At 67.6% G+C, this 16,597-nt stretch carries 17 protein-coding genes; 15 read left to right on the top strand and 2 right to left on the bottom strand.

The window, feature by feature from the left end; translation table 11 throughout:
* Positions 1 to 161: 161 nt before the first annotated feature.
* The 10 genes from OHS03_RS17425 to OHS03_RS17380 all read left to right on the top strand — a co-directional run bounded on the left by OHS03_RS17425 (position 162) and on the right by OHS03_RS17380 (position 8,479).
* On the top strand, positions 162 to 908 hold the full coding sequence (locus tag OHS03_RS17425; RefSeq protein WP_328664004.1) for a sulfite exporter TauE/SafE family protein: 747 nt from the start codon (positions 162 to 164) through the stop codon (positions 906 to 908).
* 45 nt (positions 909 to 953) lie between these two features.
* Positions 954 to 2,150 carry an amidohydrolase gene (locus OHS03_RS17420; protein WP_328664002.1) on the top strand — a complete coding sequence of 399 codons (1,197 nt, stop codon included), beginning with the start codon at positions 954 to 956 and terminating at the stop codon, positions 2,148 to 2,150.
* A 73-nt stretch (positions 2,151 to 2,223) separates the two neighbouring features.
* Positions 2,224 to 3,036 (top strand): ABC transporter ATP-binding protein, encoded by an 813-nt coding sequence (locus tag OHS03_RS17415; RefSeq protein ID WP_328664000.1) that lies wholly within the window; start codon positions 2,224 to 2,226, stop codon positions 3,034 to 3,036.
* Entirely contained in the window at positions 3,033 to 3,887 is an 855-nt protein-coding gene (locus tag OHS03_RS17410) for an ABC transporter permease (RefSeq protein ID WP_328663998.1), read from the top strand. The genes OHS03_RS17415 and OHS03_RS17410 overlap by 4 nt, the downstream gene beginning before the upstream one ends.
* Positions 3,888 to 3,937: 50 nt before the next feature.
* A complete protein-coding gene (locus OHS03_RS17405; RefSeq protein WP_328663997.1) occupies positions 3,938 to 5,071 on the top strand; it encodes an ABC transporter substrate-binding protein in 1,134 nt (377 codons plus the stop codon).
* Between the two features lie 57 nt (positions 5,072 to 5,128).
* Positions 5,129 to 5,575 carry an acyl-CoA thioesterase gene (locus OHS03_RS17400; protein ID WP_328663995.1) on the top strand — a complete coding sequence of 149 codons (447 nt, stop codon included), beginning with the start codon at positions 5,129 to 5,131 and terminating at the stop codon, positions 5,573 to 5,575.
* Between the two features lie 79 nt (positions 5,576 to 5,654).
* Positions 5,655 to 6,224 (top strand): crossover junction endodeoxyribonuclease RuvC, encoded by a 570-nt coding sequence (gene ruvC, locus OHS03_RS17395; RefSeq protein WP_328664271.1) that lies wholly within the window; start codon positions 5,655 to 5,657, stop codon positions 6,222 to 6,224.
* Positions 6,221 to 6,820, top strand: a complete 600-nt coding sequence (gene ruvA / locus OHS03_RS17390; RefSeq protein ID WP_328663994.1) for a Holliday junction branch migration protein RuvA — start codon at positions 6,221 to 6,223, stop codon at positions 6,818 to 6,820. The genes ruvC and ruvA overlap by 4 nt, the downstream gene beginning before the upstream one ends.
* Positions 6,821 to 6,823: 3 nt before the next feature.
* Complete coding sequence (ruvB, locus tag OHS03_RS17385) at positions 6,824 to 7,912, top strand: Holliday junction branch migration DNA helicase RuvB (RefSeq protein WP_062987287.1); 1,089 nt, start codon at positions 6,824 to 6,826, stop codon at positions 7,910 to 7,912.
* A 54-nt stretch (positions 7,913 to 7,966) separates the two neighbouring features.
* Positions 7,967 to 8,479, top strand: a complete 513-nt coding sequence (locus OHS03_RS17380; RefSeq protein WP_235569310.1) for a GtrA family protein — start codon at positions 7,967 to 7,969, stop codon at positions 8,477 to 8,479.
* Positions 8,480 to 8,612: 133 nt separating this feature from the next.
* Here OHS03_RS17380 and OHS03_RS17375 read toward each other — a convergent pair whose 3' ends face one another.
* Both OHS03_RS17375 and OHS03_RS17370 read right to left on the bottom strand, forming a co-directional pair.
* Positions 8,613 to 9,191, bottom strand: coding sequence for a DivIVA domain-containing protein (locus tag OHS03_RS17375; RefSeq protein WP_328663993.1), 579 nt, complete (start codon positions 9,189 to 9,191; stop codon positions 8,613 to 8,615).
* A 36-nt stretch (positions 9,192 to 9,227) separates the two neighbouring features.
* Positions 9,228 to 9,857: a TetR/AcrR family transcriptional regulator gene (locus OHS03_RS17370; RefSeq protein ID WP_328663992.1), complete on the bottom strand. Its 630-nt coding sequence runs from the start codon at positions 9,855 to 9,857 to the stop codon at positions 9,228 to 9,230.
* A 70-nt stretch (positions 9,858 to 9,927) separates the two neighbouring features.
* Between OHS03_RS17370 and OHS03_RS17365 the strand changes: the two genes are divergently transcribed.
* The 5 genes from OHS03_RS17365 to OHS03_RS17345 all read left to right on the top strand — a co-directional run bounded on the left by OHS03_RS17365 (position 9,928) and on the right by OHS03_RS17345 (position 16,584).
* Entirely contained in the window at positions 9,928 to 11,418 is a 1,491-nt protein-coding gene (locus OHS03_RS17365; RefSeq protein WP_328663990.1) for a flavin-containing monooxygenase, read from the top strand.
* A 106-nt stretch (positions 11,419 to 11,524) separates the two neighbouring features.
* Complete coding sequence (yajC, locus tag OHS03_RS17360; RefSeq protein WP_056810762.1) at positions 11,525 to 11,866, top strand: preprotein translocase subunit YajC; 342 nt, start codon at positions 11,525 to 11,527, stop codon at positions 11,864 to 11,866.
* 98 nt (positions 11,867 to 11,964) lie between these two features.
* Positions 11,965 to 13,662, top strand: coding sequence for a protein translocase subunit SecD (gene secD, locus OHS03_RS17355; protein ID WP_328663988.1), 1,698 nt, complete (start codon positions 11,965 to 11,967; stop codon positions 13,660 to 13,662).
* Complete coding sequence (secF, locus tag OHS03_RS17350) at positions 13,659 to 14,843, top strand: protein translocase subunit SecF (protein WP_328663986.1); 1,185 nt, start codon at positions 13,659 to 13,661, stop codon at positions 14,841 to 14,843. The genes secD and secF overlap by 4 nt, the downstream gene beginning before the upstream one ends.
* A gap of 25 nt (positions 14,844 to 14,868) precedes the next feature.
* Positions 14,869 to 16,584, top strand: a complete 1,716-nt coding sequence (locus OHS03_RS17345; RefSeq protein ID WP_328663984.1) for an ABC transporter substrate-binding protein — start codon at positions 14,869 to 14,871, stop codon at positions 16,582 to 16,584.
* The last annotated feature ends 13 nt before the right edge of the window (positions 16,585 to 16,597 follow it).

Genomic DNA, 16,597 nt, shown 5'->3' with positions numbered 1-16,597 from the left:
CCCAACGGTGTTGCTCACGTCGCCCCCAACGGTCGAATGGCTTTCGGAGGAATTGCTCCAAATCTACGGTATCCGGGCGGGGGTTCTGCCCCGACAGCGCTCGGCGCGAACGGGTGACAATTATCGTATACGATCGCACGACGCTCTGTCGGAAGGATTTCATGGACCCCGTGCATCTAGCGCTGCTGCTGGCCGCAGGACTCGGCGCAGGTTTCTGCAACGCCATCGCGGGCGGCGGCAGCCTGCTCTCGTTCCCCGCGCTACTCGCACTCGGCTTGCCCCCGGTGACCGCCACTGTCACCAATTCGGTCGCGGTCTGGCCGGGCTACCTGGGGGGTGCGGCCGCGCTGCGCAAGCGCGCCGAGGACTACCGGGCACTGCTGCCGCGGCTGGTCGTGATCAGCGTCGTCGGCGCCGTGCTCGGGGTGCTCGCGCTGCTCGCCGCGCCGGCCGAGGTGTTCGCCGCGCTGGTGCCTTTCCTCGTTCTCGGGGCGACCGCGGTGTTCGCCGCGCAACCATGGCTCTCGCGCACTCTCGGTGCCCGCCACCCGGATTCGCGCACCACCCTCTACCTCGGGGTCTTCGCGGGCAGCGTTTACGGCGCCTACTTCAACGGCGGCATGGGCATCGTGCTGCTGACCGCGCTCGCCCTCGGCCTCGATGCCTCCGCGCAACTGCTCAACGGGCTGAAAAGCCTGCTCACGCTGACCGTGTCGACCACCGCCATGGTGGCCGTCGCACTGTTCGGACCGGTGGACTGGCTCGTCGTCGCGATCCTCGCGCCGACCTGTCTGCTCGGCGGTGTCCTCGGCGCGAAGTTCGCCGACCGGCTGCGACCCGCCGTCTTCCGGACCGTGGTGATCGTCTTCGGCGTCGGCGCCGGGTCCGCCATGTTGATCACCGGCTGACCGCGCCCACCCGACCGCCACACCCCGCGACCGAAAGGACCCCTGATGACCGACCTACTCCTGCGCGGTGGCCGACCGTGGACACCCGGCGCCACACCGGAGCTCGCTGACCTCCACCTCGCCGACGGCCGGATCGCCGCGATCGGCACGAGCCTCGCCGCGCCCGACGCCGAGATCATCGACCTGGACGGTGCGTTGGTGCTGCCCGGCCTGGTGGAAACCCACTGTCACCTGGACAAGACCTTGTACAGCGCGCCATGGGTGGCCAACTCGGGTGGACGAACGCTGGCCGGGCGCATCGCCAACGGGGAACGCCGCCGCGCCGAACTCGGCATTCCGAACGCCGAATACGCCGCGAACCTGTTGGGCGCCATGGTCGGATACGGTACGTCCCACGTGCGCAGCCACGTCGACATCGATCCCGACATCGGGTTGCGGGGCGTCGAGCAGGTGCGGGCCGCCGCCGAACGCCACGCGGGGCGGGTCGAGGTGGAACTGGTCGCCTTCCCGCAGGGCGGGCTGATCACGCGCCCCGGCACCGCCGAATTGATGGCGGCGGCGCTGGCCGACGGTGTCGAGGTCGTCGGCGGCCTGGACCCGGCGGGCTACGACAACGATCCGGTCGGCCAGCTCGATGTGATCTTCGATCTCGCCGACAAGTTCGGCGCCAAGGTCGATATCCACCTGCACGACGGTGGAGCCATGGGCGCCTGGGAGTTCGGTCTGATCATCGAACGCACCAAGGCGACGGGGCTTGCGGGTCGGGTCACCATCAGCCACGCCTACGCGATGGGCCAGCAATCCGACGACGAACAGCGCCGCATAGCCGACGCGCTCGCCGAGGCAGGTGTCGCCATGGTGACCTGTGCGGTCGGTGAGGCGGCGGTCGTTCCCGTCCGCGTGATGCACGAGGCGGGCGCCACCCTCGCGCTGGGCAACGACGGCATCCGCGACCTGTGGACGCCCTACGGCGACGGCGACATGCTGCGCCGCATCAATACCGTCGCCTACCGAGACCGCCTTGTCGCCGACGCGGAGATCGAACTCGCGCTCGTCGCGGGAACCTATGGCGGCGCAAGGGTTCTCGGCCTCGACGACTACGGCCTTGCGGTCGGCGCACCTGCCGATCTGTTCGTGGTGGAGGCCGAGACGCCCGCCGCCGCGGTGGTGCAACTGCCCACCCGGCAGCTCGTGGTGAAGCATGGCCGGATCGTGTCGCGGGCGGGCGTTTCGCACAGCTGAAGTGATCGTATACGAAACAGGGACGTAATCGCGACGACCGCTGGCGGCAATGGTATGCCACTAGAAATAGTGCATGAGCGCCACGGTTTCCACCGCACCCGCACGATCGGGCCGGGACTCGTATACGACTGCTGAACGCGACGAGCCCGGTCCCGCCCTGTCCTTCGATCACGTGACGTTGACCTTCGGCAACGGCACCACCGCCGTCGCCGACATCGACATCGCCGTTCGCAGTGGCGAATTCGTCTCGCTGGTCGGGCCTTCCGGCTGCGGCAAATCGACCCTGCTCCGCCTGGCCGCCGGATTCGAGAAACCCACGGCGGGCACTGTCGGTGTCGGCACTCGCCGCCTCGGCTACGTCTTCCAGGAATCCACCCTGCTGCCATGGCGATCGGTGCGGCAGAACGTGGAACTCCCCGGCGAGCTGGAAGGTATCGACAAGACCACCCGTCGCGCCGCCGCCGCGGACGCCATCGAACGGGTCGGGCTGGCGGGGTTCGAGAAGCACAAACCCGCCCAGCTGTCCGGCGGCATGCGGATGCGCGCCTCCATCGCGCGCGCTCTCACGTCGCGGCCGGAACTGTTCCTGTTCGACGAGCCGTTCGGCGCGCTGGACGAGATCACCCGGCAGCGGCTGAACGAGGAGGTGAGCACCCTGTTCCGCCGTGACGGGTTCGCCGGAGTGTTCGTCACCCACTCGGTGGGGGAGGCGGTGTTCCTGTCCACGCGAGTGGTGGTGCTCACCGGTCAGCCGGGTCGGGTAACTGCCGAGATTCCGGTTCCGTTCGACTTCCCGCGCACCCCGGAGCTGCGCTACACCCCCGAATTTGCCCGCCTCTGCGCCGAGGTGTCGGCAGCGCTGCGTGGACAGGAGACCGCCGCATGACCACCGTCGCCGTCGCCGGGGGAGTCGTCGCGGAATCGGCGGCGAAACCCAAGTACCGCTGGCCTTTTCGGATCGCCCCGGTCCGTGTCATCGCCCCGGTCCTGGTGTTCGTCGCCGTCCTCGGACTCTGGTCGCTGGTCAGCCACCAACTGCTGGCCGAGGAGTCCCGGTTCCTGCTGCCCGCGCCGGAACAGGTGATCGGCAAGGGGTTGCTCGATCCGCTGGCCCGGTCGACGATCCTGACCGCGCTGTGGTCGACGGTGCAGGTCGCGCTCGTCGGGCTGGTGATCGCGATCGCGCTCGGCGTCGGCTTCGCGGTGGTCATGAGCCAGGCGCGCTGGGCCGAATACTCGCTGTATCCGTACGCGGTGGTGCTACAGACGATTCCGATCCTCGCGGTGGTGCCGCTGTTCGGTTTCTGGTTCGGCTACGAGTTCTCCAGCCGGGTGATCGTCTGCGTGATGGTGGCGCTGTTCCCGGTGATCACCAATACGTTGTTCGGCCTCAAATCGGTGGCGCCCGCCGAGCACGACCTGTTCACGCTGCACGGCGCCTCGCGGTGGCAGCGATTGGTGAAACTGCAACTGCCCGCCGCCCTTCCGGCGATGATCTCCGGCTTCAAGATCTCCGGCGGCCTGGCCATCATCGGCTCCATCGTGGCCGACTTCTTCTTCCGTCAGGGCGAACCCGGCATCGGCCGGATGATCGATGTCTACCGTCAGCAACTCGCGACCGAGGAACTACTCACCGCGCTGCTGATGTCCTCACTGGTCGGCCTGATCCTGTTCTGGTTCTTCGACTTCCTGGCCGGGCGTGTGGACCGCGCGCACGGACTACGTCGCGGCAAGTAGCTGACTTCCCCTGTCTCACTCTCACATTCGCTCGACCCCGAAGGATTCCGGTGCGCAAATCTCTCCTCGCCACGGCCGTATTCGCCGGCGCCACAGTGCTGACCGCCTGCAACAGCGCGACCTCGGTGCCCGGCCCCACCGGTCAGGGTGTCCTCGCGGGTGTCTGCCCGTCGACCGTGGTCATCCAGACGGACTGGTTCGCCACGCCGGAGCGGGCCGCGGCCTATCAGCTGGTCGGACCGAACGGCACGGTCGACGTGAAGAAGGGCGCCTACTCCGGTGCACTCGGTGACACCGGCGTGAATGTCGAAGTGCGCCTCGGCGGCCCGTTCCTCGGTGGCCAGCCGGTGCCTGCCCAGATGTATCAGGACCAGAGCATCACGCTCGGTTTCGTGCCGACCGACGACGCCGTGCGGGCACAGTCGAAGTTCCCGGTGACCGGGGTGTTCGCCTCGCTCGACGTCAATCCGCAGATCGTCCTGTTCGATCCGGCGACCTACCCGCAGATCACGTCGTGGAAGGACGTTCCCGCGTCGGGCGCACCCGTGGTCTACAGCGAGGGCAAACTGTTCATGGACTATCTGATCGCCCACGGCGACGTGAAACCCGACCAGGCCGATGCCTCCTTCGACGGCACCCCAAGCCGGTTCGTCGCCGAACGCGGCCGGGTGATGCAGCAGGGGTACGTCTCCAACGAGCCCTACCGGTGGGAACACGACGTGAAGGGGTGGCTGAAGCCGGTGAAATCGTTGCTGATCCACGAGTCCGGCTACGAGATCTACCCGCACGCCTGGTCGGTGCGCGCCGGGGAGATGGAAAAACTCAGCCCCTGCCTGAGCAAGCTGGTGCCGATGCTGCAGCAGGCCCAGATCGACTACATCAGCGATCCGGAACCGGTCAACGCGGCGCTGCTGCGCATCGCCCAGACGATTCCCGACGGTCCGCCGATGACGGCGGGCGGCAACACCGACTCGGTGAAAGTCCAGCTCGCCCAGAAGATCGTCGGCAACGGCTTCGACAACAGCCTCGGTGATTTCGATACCGCCCGCGTCGACCGGGTGATCAGCGCCGTCACCCCGATCCTGCGCAAGCGTGGCGTCGAGGTTCCCGACGGCCTCGCCGCCGACGCGATCGTCACCAACAAGTTCATCGACCCGACGATCGGACTGAAGAGCACGCCGTAGCGCTGCCGTCGGCGACGGTCCGCGAATGTGTCGGACCCCGGTGGCATGCTCGCGGTCATGGCGGAAACCAGTGTGCCGTTTCGGGTTCGGATCCCGATTCGGGTGTCCGACCTCGACCCGCAACTGCATGTCACCGGCGCGGCGTATCAGCAGTTCGCCGACCACGCGCGGTTCGCCTGCGTGACCGAAGCGGGGGTCTCGGTGCCGGATTTCCTCGCGGCGGGGGTAGGACCGGTCAATCTCGAGTTGAACGTTCGCTATCTGCGGGAGTTGCGCGCGAACGACACCGTCGAGGTCGACTGTCGGTGGGAGTGGGGGCAGGGCAAGACCTATCGGGTGGAGCACACCCTCACCAGGGACGACGGTGAGGTTGCCGCGACGGTGTCGTATGTGAGCGGCCTGCTCGACCTGCGCACGCGCAGGTTGGTCGCGGATCCGGCGCGGGTCTGGGCCGAGCACGCCCGCGATCCCGCCCTGCTCGGGCTGTCGCCGCGACCGGCGTGAGATCGTGTCGTTGGTGGGTCCGAACCCGGGAATGCTCTAGACTTTCGAACAACTGTTCGTGTCTTCGAAGGGGTGGCCGGTGCGGGTGATGGGCGTCGATCCGGGGCTTACCCGGTGCGGGCTCAGCATGGTGGACAGCGGCCCGGGCCGGAAGGTGGTCGCCCTCGACGTGGGGGTGGTGCGCACACCGCCGGACGCCGAGCTGGCCTTGCGATTGATGGCTGTCGCCGATGTCGCCGAGGAGTGGATGGACACCCATCGGCCCGAAGCCGTCGCGATCGAGCGGGTATTCGCTCAGCACAATGTGCGCACTGCGATGGGGACGGCGCAGGCCGGTGGGGTGATCGCGCTGGCCGCGGCGCGGCGCGGGATCCGGGTGGCCTTCCATACGCCCAGCGAGGTGAAAGCCGCTGTCACCGGGAACGGTACGGCGGACAAAGCGCAGGTGACCGCCATGGTGACGCGGATTCTCGGGTTGCAGGTGGCGCCCAAACCGGCGGATGCCGCCGACGCGCTCGCGCTCGCGATCTGTCATTGTTGGCGGGCGCCGCTGATGGACCGGATGGCGGCCGCGCAGGCGCAGGCGGAGCAGGTCCGCCGCCGCTACGAACAACGGCTCGCCGAACAACGGAAGGTGGTGCGCGGGTGATCGCGTCGGTACGCGGCGAGGTACTCGAGATCGCGCTCGATCACGTGGTGATCGAGGCCGCGGGTGTCGGGTACCGCCTCAATGCCACCCCGGCCACCCTCGCCGGGCTCACCCGTGGCGAACAGACCCGTCTCTACACGGCGATGATCGTGCGCGAGGACTCGATGACCCTGTTCGGGTTCGCCGACACCGAGGCGCGCGAACTGTTCGGGCTGCTGCAGACCGTCTCCGGCGTCGGCCCTCGCCTGGCGATGGCGGTGCTCGCCGTGCTCGAACCCGAGGCGCTGCGAAAAGCACTGGCCGAGAGCAACGTCTCCGCCCTCACCCGGGTCCCCGGCATCGGCAAACGTGGCGCCGAGCGGATGGTCGTCGAGCTGCGCGACAAGGTGAACCAGGTGGCTGTTCCCACCGGTCCGCCCGGCGCGGAAACGCCGAGTACCCCTGTGCGCGAACAGGTTTCCGAAGCGCTCGTCGGCCTCGGGTTCCCCGCGAAACAGGCCGAACAGGCTGTCGACACCGTCCTCGCCGACGCCCCTACCGCCACCACCTCGGTGGCATTGCGCGCGGCTCTCGGCCTGCTCGGCAAGAACAGGTAGACCGTGTTCGACGACGACATCGACGAGACCGACGAATCCGACCTCACCGCGCGGTACCTCAGCACCGACGGCGAAGCCGAAACCGGCCTGCGGCCGACCTCGCTCGACGAGTTCATCGGCCAGCCCCGCGTGCGCGAACAGCTCGCACTCGTGCTGCGCGGCGCCCGCCAGCGCGGCGCCACCCCCGACCACGTCCTGCTGTCGGGACCACCCGGCCTCGGTAAGACCAGCATGGCGATGATCATCGCGGGCGAACTGGGCACCGCCCTTCGCATCACCTCGGGACCGGCCCTGGAACGCGCGGGCGACCTCGCCGCCATGCTGTCCAACCTGGTCGAGGGTGATGTCCTGTTCATCGACGAGATCCACCGAATGGCCCGCCCGGCCGAGGAAATGCTGTACCTGGCGATGGAGGACTTCCGCGTCGACGTGGTGGTCGGCAAGGGCCCCGGCGCGACCTCGATCCCCCTCGACATCGCCCCGTTCACCCTGGTCGGCGCCACCACCCGCTCGGGCGCGCTCACCGGCCCGCTGCGCGACCGTTTCGGCTTCACCGGCCACATGGACTTCTACGACCCCGCCGAACTGCTGCAGATCCTCACCCGCTCGGCCCGCATCCTCGGCGTGCAGATCGACCAGGACGCCGCCGCCGAAGTCGCCGGACGCTCCCGCGGTACCCCACGAATCGCCAACCGGCTGCTGCGCCGGGTCCGCGACTACGCCGAGGTCAGAGCCGACGGGTTCATCACCCACCCCATCGCGATGGCGGCGCTCGAGGTCTACGACGTCGACGCGCTCGGCCTCGACCGGCTCGACCGCGCTGTCCTCGGCGCGCTCGTGCGTGGCTTCGGTGGGGGACCGGTGGGGGTGTCGACCCTGGCCGTGGCGGTCGGCGAGGAGGCGGCCACCGTGGAAGAGGTCTGTGAACCGTTCCTCGTTCGCGCCGGGCTCGTCGCCCGCACGCCCCGAGGCCGGGTCGCGACCGCGGGGGCCTGGGAACATCTGGGCCTGGTGCCGCCGCCCGATCTGGTCATCGGCGCCATCGAAGTGCGTGGGCGTGAACCGCAACCGAGTGTCGAGGGCTTGGACTGAAATACCCCGCCTCCGGACGGGCATCGCGCCGCAACGTCGTCTACTGTCGATTCGGTGGCAGTCCTAGAAGTGGTGCAACGACTCCCCGAGCCGTTGCGTTCCCTGCTCATGAAGCATCGGGAACTTCTGAAATTCGCCGTGGTCGGCGCGATCACCTGGTTCATCGACACCGGGGTCGTGTACGCGGTGAAACTGACGGTGCTCGGGGACAAGCCGCTCACCGCGCGCCTGCTCGGCGCGCTGATCGCGACCATCGCCTCCTACATCCTCAATCGCGAGTGGTCCTTCCGCGCCCGCGGCGGCAGGCAGCGTAGCCATGAAGCGGCCCTGTTCTTCGCCGTCAGCGCGCTGGGCATCGTGGTCACCATGATCCCGCAGGCTATCTCGCTCTATGCGCTGAATCTGCGTGTGCCGCACGTGGATCCGACGGTACAGATGGTCGCCAACTTCATCTCGGGACAGATCCTGGGCGTCCTGCTGGCCATGGCGTTCCGCTTCTGGGCCTTCCGTCGCTACGTCTTCCCCGACGACCTGCGCGAAGCCGAACTCCACAGCATCCAAGGGTAGGAACGGGCGGGTTCGCCGCTGGGGGTTTCGGCCGCCTTGATCTGGACTGACCGGAGGGTGCGACGAAGGAGTGCCCGGAGGGAGGGAAGATCAAGGTTCCCAGGCCGAAACCCAGCGGCGCCAGCCGCCATAACTATTGACGGCGTTCGGGGTGCTCCAGTGCGGTGATCACCAGGTCGATGAAGGCGTCTACTTCTTCGCGGGCGTAGCCGCGGGTGCCGAGGCGGGTGTCGTTGAAGCGGACGCCGCGCACATCGGAGGTGGTGAGGCTGCCTGGGCCGTTGTGGGCCAGGGTCGCCGCGACCAGGTCGAGGAAGGCGTCGACCTCTTCCTCGTGGTAGCCGCGCCTGCCGACGGCGGACTGGGTGAAACGCATGCGGTGCACGTCGTCGGGGGTGAGTATCTCGGCGACATCGTCGCCGGCACGCGCCGCCGGAACGGGCGGGCCACCCTTCTGCCGGTGTTCGAGCTCGGTCCGCACGCGGTCGAGGAAGTCGTCGACCTGGTCGGCCTGATAGCCGCGACCGCCGAAACGCGGTGCGCCGAAGTGCACGTGGCGGATGTCGTCGGCGGTGAGCCCGCCCTGCCCGTCGAGGGTGGCCGACACCTGTTCCAGAAAGGCGTCGACCTCGTCTGCGTGGTAGCCGCGATGGCCCAGAGTCGGCATGGCGAAGTGGGTGCGGCTCACATCGTCGGGCGTCACAGCGGTCATTGTCTCAGGATTGCCCTTCTATCCCACGGCTTTTCGCTATCGGGCAGCGGCGCGCACGCCATCGATGAACAGCCGCCGCACGGCGTGACTGTACACCGACATCGATGCCGGATCAGGGGTACGCATGCCCGATACGAGCCCGGCGACGATCATGCCCAGTGCCGCCTTGGCGGTATTGGCGGTGTCGATATCGGCGCGTAGGTAACCGACGCGCACACCGTGCTCGAGGTAGCGCGTCATGAGGATCTCGGTGGCGTCGACCAAGCCGTACACCCGCGCGGTGAGTTCGTCGTCGATACCGGTGGCGTGGAACAGCAGCAGGTGCGCCGTGCGTGGATCGTCGAGCAGGACGCGGGTGAGCGAGTCGCCGATCCGGTCGATCAGCGCGGCGTATTCGTCGATGGTCGCGGCGCTCTCGGGCTCCATGTTCTTGTCGAGCGCGCCGAAGATCCGCCCGCTCACCTCGTCGATGACGTGGTCGATGATGTCGCGCTTGTTCGCGAAATAGCGGTAGAAGGTGCCGTGCCCGATGCCCAGACGCGTGGCGATATCGGCGATGCCGGTGGCGTGATAGCCCTTCTCGGCGAAGCAGTCGAACGCGGTATCGATGATCTCCCTGCGCAATTCGGCTTTGCGTTGGTCGATTCGCGAGGGTGGCTTCGTCACATTGACGATGTTACAGTCGGCGTAATCAGAATGACATGTCATTCTCGTGATCTCGGTGTGGAGGTTCGACGTGGTTCCTCAGTTCGACGCGGTGGTGGTCGGAGCGGGTTTCGGTGGCATCGGCGCAGGTATCGAACTCGACCGGCTCGGGCTGCGCGATTTCGTCATCCTGGAACGCGAGGACGACCTGGGTGGCACCTGGCATGTGAACAGGTATCCGGGCCTGGCGGTCGACATCGCCTCGGTGACCTACTCCTACTCCTTCGAGCCGAACCCGCGCTGGACCCGGCTGTTCGCGCCCGGCGCCGAGCTGAAGAAATACGCCGAGCACGTGGCCGACAAATACGATCTGCGCAGGCGGATGCGGTTCGGGACCGTCGTCGACGGTGCGCGCTGGGACGCGGAGAACCAGCAGTGGGTGGTCACGATCGCCGGCGGTGAGACGCTGACCGCGCGCTATCTGCTCGCGGCGACGGGGTTCCTGTCCCAGCCCTACACTCCGCCGTTCCCCGGCATCGAGACCTTCGCGGGCAAGATCATCCACACCACCGACTGGGACGCCGACTACGACCTGACCGGCCGCAAGGCCGCCATCATCGGCACCGGCGCCACCGCGGTGCAGTTGGTGCCCGAGGTCGCGAAGAAGGTCGACGCGCTGACCGTGTTCCAGCGGACCCCGATCTGGGTGGTGCCCAAGGTCGACGCGCCGATTCCGGGGGTGGTGCGGGAACTGTTCGACAAGGTTCCGCTCACGCAGAAGGCGGCGCGGCTGGTCAACACCGGAATGCTCGAGGCGCTGATGGTCGTCGGCGTGCTGCACTACAAGCAGGCCAAACCGTTGAACCGGGCAGCCGCCGCGTTGGCCAAGGCGCACCTGTTCGCGCAGGTGCGTGACCCCGAGACCAGGGACAAACTCACCCCGCACTACGACTTCGGCTGCAAGCGCCCGACGTTCTCCAACACCTATTTCAAGACGTTCAACCAGCCGCACGTGCGGCTGGAGACGAACTCGATCGACCATGTGGAGCCCGACGGCATCGTCACCGCCGACGGCCACAAGACCGAGATCGACACGCTGCTGCTCGCCACCGGCTTCAATCTCTGGGACGTGAACTTCCCGGCCATCGAGATCGTCGGGCGCGACGGTGTGAACCTCGGGAAGTTCTGGCGCGACAATCGTTTTCAGGCCTACGAGGGCATCACCGTGCCCAAGTTCCCCAACTTCTTGAGCCTCAACAGCCCCTACTCCTACAGCGGGCTGTCGTACTTCACCACCATCGAGGCCCAGATGAAGCACATGGGCAGGTTGTTCACCGAGCTGTTCCGCCGCGGCGAGCAGACCTTCGAGGTCACCGAGGACGCCAATGCGGAATTCCTCGACCGGATGACCGACAAGCTGGGTTCCTCGGTGTTCTACGGCGGCGACTGCGCCACCGCGCGCAGCTACTACTTCAACCAGCACGGTGAAGCGGCGCTGCTGCGCCCGACCAGCACCGCCGCGGCGCACCGCGAGGCAGTCACCTTCCCGCTCGACGACTACACCTACGGCAGCATCGCGTGAGCTGTTTCACGCGCGCGTCGGTGTCCGGTGTGTCGCCGCGACGGGGAACTGGCAGACTGTCAGGCGTACTTGCACGTCCACCACTGACTAGGGACTGACTTCGACGATGGACTTCCTGTTTCCGCTGCTGATCCTGGCCCTGCTCGTGCCGATGTTCTTCGGTATCCGCAAACAGAAGCGGGAGGCCGAGAAGGTCTCGACGATGCAGGAGGCCTTGAAGGTCGGTGACGCTGTCGTCACCACCTCGGGTCTGTACGGCACCATCGTCGACCTCGACGAGAACACCATCGACCTGGAGATCGCCGAGGACGTGGTCACCACGTGGCTGCGCCAGGCGATCCGCGAGGTGCGCGTCGACGAGCAGACGGTCGAGGAGACCCCTGAGGTCACCGACGCCCCCGCCGAGGAAGCCGTGGAACAGACCGAGACCCGGCTGACCAAGGACTGACCAGTCCCTTTTCCCGCCCGGGCGCGTACGGCGTTCCGGGCCGGGCACCGTTGTGCCTACCGATTCAGCCTCGACTTCCGCCTAGGAGATGACCTGCTGTGCCACCTTCCCAAGGATCGGCGCATCCGTTCCGGTTGCTCGGCGTCTACGCCGCGCTGCTGGCCGTGATCTACGCGCTGGTGTTCTTCACCGGTGACCATTCCCCGTCGGCCAAGCTCGGCATCGACCTGCAGGGCGGTACCCGCGTCACGTTGACCGCGCGTACCCCCGACGGCAACAGGCCGAGCCAGGACAGCCTGAAGAAGGCGCAGGAGATCATCGAGAGCCGTGTCAACGGTCTCGGCGTCTCCGGCTCCGAGGTGGTCATCGACGGTGACAACCTGGTCATCACGGTGCCCGGCGAGGACAGCCAGCAGGCACGCGCGCTGGCCACCACCGCCAAGCTCTACATCCGCCCGGTGCTGTTCGCGACCGAGCCGCAGGCAGGCGGCGCGGCCCCGCCCGCGACCGGCACCGCGCCACCGGGTGGCACCGCGCCCCCCGCGGCCACGGAGACTCCGGCGCCGGTGCCCGGTGAATCGGCCCCGCCCGCCGAGGGCGCGACGACCCCGGCTCCGCAGTCGCGGGTGTTCCCCGCGCAGGCACCGCCGACGCCGACTCCGCCGCCCGGTGGGCTCACCACCCAGCAGCAGCAGGCCAAGGAGATCGCCGACGCCAAGGCGCTGCGCCAGAGCACCGATCAGCAGGTTCAGCAGGTTGCCGTGGCCGCCATGGACTGCACCAAGCCCGACCCGCTGACCGGTAACGACGATCCGGCCCTTCCGCTGGTCACCTGCTCGCAGGACGGTGCCGAGGTGTTCCTGCTCGGCCCGAGCCGCATCGACGGCCAGGAGATCGCCGACGCGACCTCCGGCCTGAACTCCCAGCAGGCCCGGCACGAGGTGAACCTCGAGTTCAAGTCCTCCGGTGCCGATGCCTGGTCGAAGCTGACCGGTGAGTACGTCAACAAGCGAGTCGCGTTCGTGCTCGACTCGAAGGTCGTCAGCGCCCCGCAGGTGCAGCAGGGCCCGCAGCTGGGTGGTCGTACCTCGATCTCGGGCAGCTTCACCGCCGACAGCGCGGAAGAGCTGGCCAACACGCTGAAGTACGGTTCGCTGCCGCTGTCGTTCCAGACCTCCGAAGCGGAGACGGTCTCGGCGACGCTGGGCCTGTCCTCGCTGAAGGCGGGTCTGCTGGCCGGCGCGATCGGCCTGATCGCGGTGCTGCTGTACTGCCTGCTCGTGTACCGGATGCTCGGCCTGCTGGCCGGGTTCTCGCTGATCGCGGCCGGTGTCGCGGTCTACGGCATCATCGTGCTGCTCGGGCGATGGATCGGGTTCACCCTCGACCTCGCGGGCATCGCCGGTCTGATCATCGGTATCGGTTTGACGGCCGACTCGTTCGTGGTGTTCTTCGAGCGCATCAAGGACGAGATGCGCGAAGGACGCAGCTTCCGCTCGGCGGTGCCGCGCGGTTGGCAGCGAGCTCAGCGCACCAACCTGTCCGGTAAGACGGTCAGCTTGATCGCCTCGGTCGTGCTGTACCTGCTCGCCGCCGGTCAGGTGAAGGGCTTCGCCTTCACCCTCGGCGTCACCACGGTCCTCGACGTGATCGTGCTGTACCTGGTCACCGCACCGTTGCTGATGCTCGCCGCGCGCTCGCCGTTCTGGGCCAAGCCGTCGGTGAACGGACTCGGCTCGGTTCAGCAGATCGCCAGGGAACGCGGCCAGGCCAGGTCGAAGGAGATGTCACGATGAGCAACGACAAACCCACCGAGGAATCGGTGAACCTGGACTCCTACGAGCCCACCCAGGGCCCGAAGCACGGCTTCTTCGAGCGTCTCTACACCGGCACCGGCGGCTTCCCCATCGTCAGCAGGCGCAAGATGTTCTACACGCTGTCGGCGGTACTGCTGCTGATCTCGCTGCTCAGCATCGGCGTGCGCGGTTTCACCCTCGGTATCGACTTCGAGGGCGGCTCGCGTATCCAGATCCCCGCGGCCGAGGGCATTACCACCCAGGAGGTGGAAGACGTCTACTCGCAGGCGCTGGGCCACGGACCGGTGTCGGTGCAGAAGGTCGGTTCCGGGGACGCGGCCACCATCCAGGTGCGTTCGGAAACCCTCGGTCTGGAACAGATCGACCAGCTCCAGACCGCGCTCTACGACGAATTCCAGCCCAAGGACTCGTCCGGGCAGGTGAGCCGCAACGCCATCAGCATCGCCGAGATCAGTGAGACCTGGGGCGGGCAGATCACCCAGAAGGCGTTGATCGCGCTGGCGGTGTTCGTGTTGTTGACGATGGTGTACATCGCCATCCGCTTCGAACGCGACATGTCCGTCGCGGCGATCGTGTCGCTGTTCTTCAACCTGTTCGTGACGGCGGGTATCTATTCGCTGGTCGGGTTCGAGGTGACACCGGCCGCGGTGATCGGCTTGCTCACGATTCTGGGTTACGTGCTCTACGACAACGTGGTGGTCTTCGACAAGGTCGAGGAGAACACCCGAGGCGTGCTGCACCTGAACAAACGCACCTACGCCGAACAAGCCAACCTGGCCGCCAACCAGACCCTGATGCGCTCGATCAGCACCACGATCATCGGCATCCTGCCGATCATCGGCATGCTGGTGATCGCGGTGTGGCTGCTCGGTGTCGGCACCCTCAAGGACCTCGCGCTGGTGCAGTTGGTCGGCATGATCGTCGGCGCCTATTCCTCGATCTTCCTCGCCGTGCCGGTGTTGGTCTCGATCAAGGAACGCTGGGGTCCGGTGGCCGCGCACACCAAGAAGGTCCTGGACAAGCGCGCCGGCGTCGGCGCGGGCGCCCGGGTTCCGGTGGGCGCGAGCGCCTCGGCGGCCCGTGGCCCCCGACCGACCGACAGTGGTGCGCCGCGGCCGGGTTCGCGTCCGAGCGGAAAGCGTCAGAAGAGAAGGCACTGACGACCGACAAGCAGGGGGTCTCATCATGCGACGCAGCACGATTCGACTGATCACCGCCCTCGCCACGGCGGCCGTGACCACCTCCGTGGTGGCCGGGTGCTCGGCGAAGAACCAGGTGCCCTCCATCGGGTACGCCGTGGACGCCTCGATCGCCAGCTACAACGGCGCGAGCACGCTCGGTGCCAGTAGTGGCGCCGCCGCGGTGTTCGGCCGCGTGCTGACCGGGTTCTTCTACACCGGACCCGACGGTCAGCAGGTGGCCGACACCGACGTCGGCACGGCCAAGGAAGTGCCGGGCGAGACCCAGACGGTGCAGTACCGGCTCAACCCGGACGGGGTGTACTCCGACGGGGTGAAGACCTCCTGCGACGACCTGGTGCTGGCGTGGTCGGCGCGCTCGGGCAAGTTCACCCGCCCGGGCGATCGCGGTCCCGTCTCGCTGTTCGACGCGGCGAGCACCGTGGGCTACGACGAGATCGAACGGATCGACTGCCAACCGGGATCCAAGGACGCCACCGTGGTCTTCCGGCCGGGCAAGCACTACCTGCCGTGGCGGACGCTGTTCACCGCGACCGAGGTGATGCCGGCGCATGTGGTGGCGCAGGCGGTCGGCGTGCCGAATGTGGTGAACGCCCTGCAGACCGGCGACGGTCCGGTGATCGGCCGGATCGCCGATTTCTGGAACAGCGGCTGGACCGTCAAGTCCGGGGCGCTCGACCTGACGAAGTTCCCGTCGTCGGGTCCGTATCGGATCGAATCCTTCAGCGCGAAGGACGGTCTGGTGCTGGTCGCCAATGAGAAGTGGTGGGGTGACGCGCCCGAGACGAAGCGGATCGTGGTGTGGCCCAAGGGCACCGACTTCGCCGCCAAGGCGAAGGAGAACGCGCTCGGGGTCGTCGATCTCGGGGCCGGGTCGGTCGCGGATCTGAAGCTCGACGGTTTCGACGAGCAGACGGTCGCGAGTCGCGGCGCCGAACAGCTCGTGCTCGCCACCGGCGGGGTGTTCTCACGGGTGGAGGTGCGCCGGGCGTTCGCGCAGTGCGTGCCCCGGCAGGCGCTGTTCGACACCCTCGGCAAGGCGGGGACGGAGCCGCCGAAGTACGGTCTCGGCGCGGGTGTTCTGAATGCCCATGTGGTACAGCAGGATTCGCTGTACTACCCGGCGGTGATCGGGGGCGCCGATCGGTATCGTGGCGCCGACATCCCCGCGGCCACCGCGACCCTGGCCTCCGCGGGCACGGCGCAGCCGACGGTGCGGATCGGTTACCAGGGGCCCGACGCCCGCCGTGCGCGGACCGTGGCGATGATCGCCGAGTCGTGCCGTGGGGCGGGAATCACCGTGATCGACGCGGGTGCGCCCGACTTCACTCCGGTCAGACTGCCCGAAGGCGCCGTCGACGCGGTACTCGGCGGCACCGGTGCGGTGCCGGGGCCCGCGGGATCGAGCGAGGGTGTTGTCGCGTTCGCCGCGTTGCGGGCAGGTAGCGGCCTCGATTTCGGTGGCTTTGCTAACGGTCGCTACGATGCGATCACCGATCAGCTTGCGGGCGAGTCCAATTCGACCGCAACGCTGAATTTGCTGACCGAGGCCGAGAACCTATTGTGGGCGCAGCTCCCGAGCATTCCGTTGTTCGCGACGCCGCGCGTCATCGCTTTCGGCAACGGGATGCAGAACGGGATCGCCGGGCCGACACAGGCCGGTACCGGGTGGAACATGGATCGCTGGGTGTTGCAGCGATGAGTGGACGTGATGA

Source organism: Nocardia salmonicida, from assembly GCF_036142455.1.
In the GTDB taxonomy this organism is placed as follows: domain Bacteria; phylum Actinomycetota; class Actinomycetes; order Mycobacteriales; family Mycobacteriaceae; genus Nocardia; species Nocardia salmonicida.
This window is presented reverse-complemented; position numbering and strand designations above follow the sequence as displayed.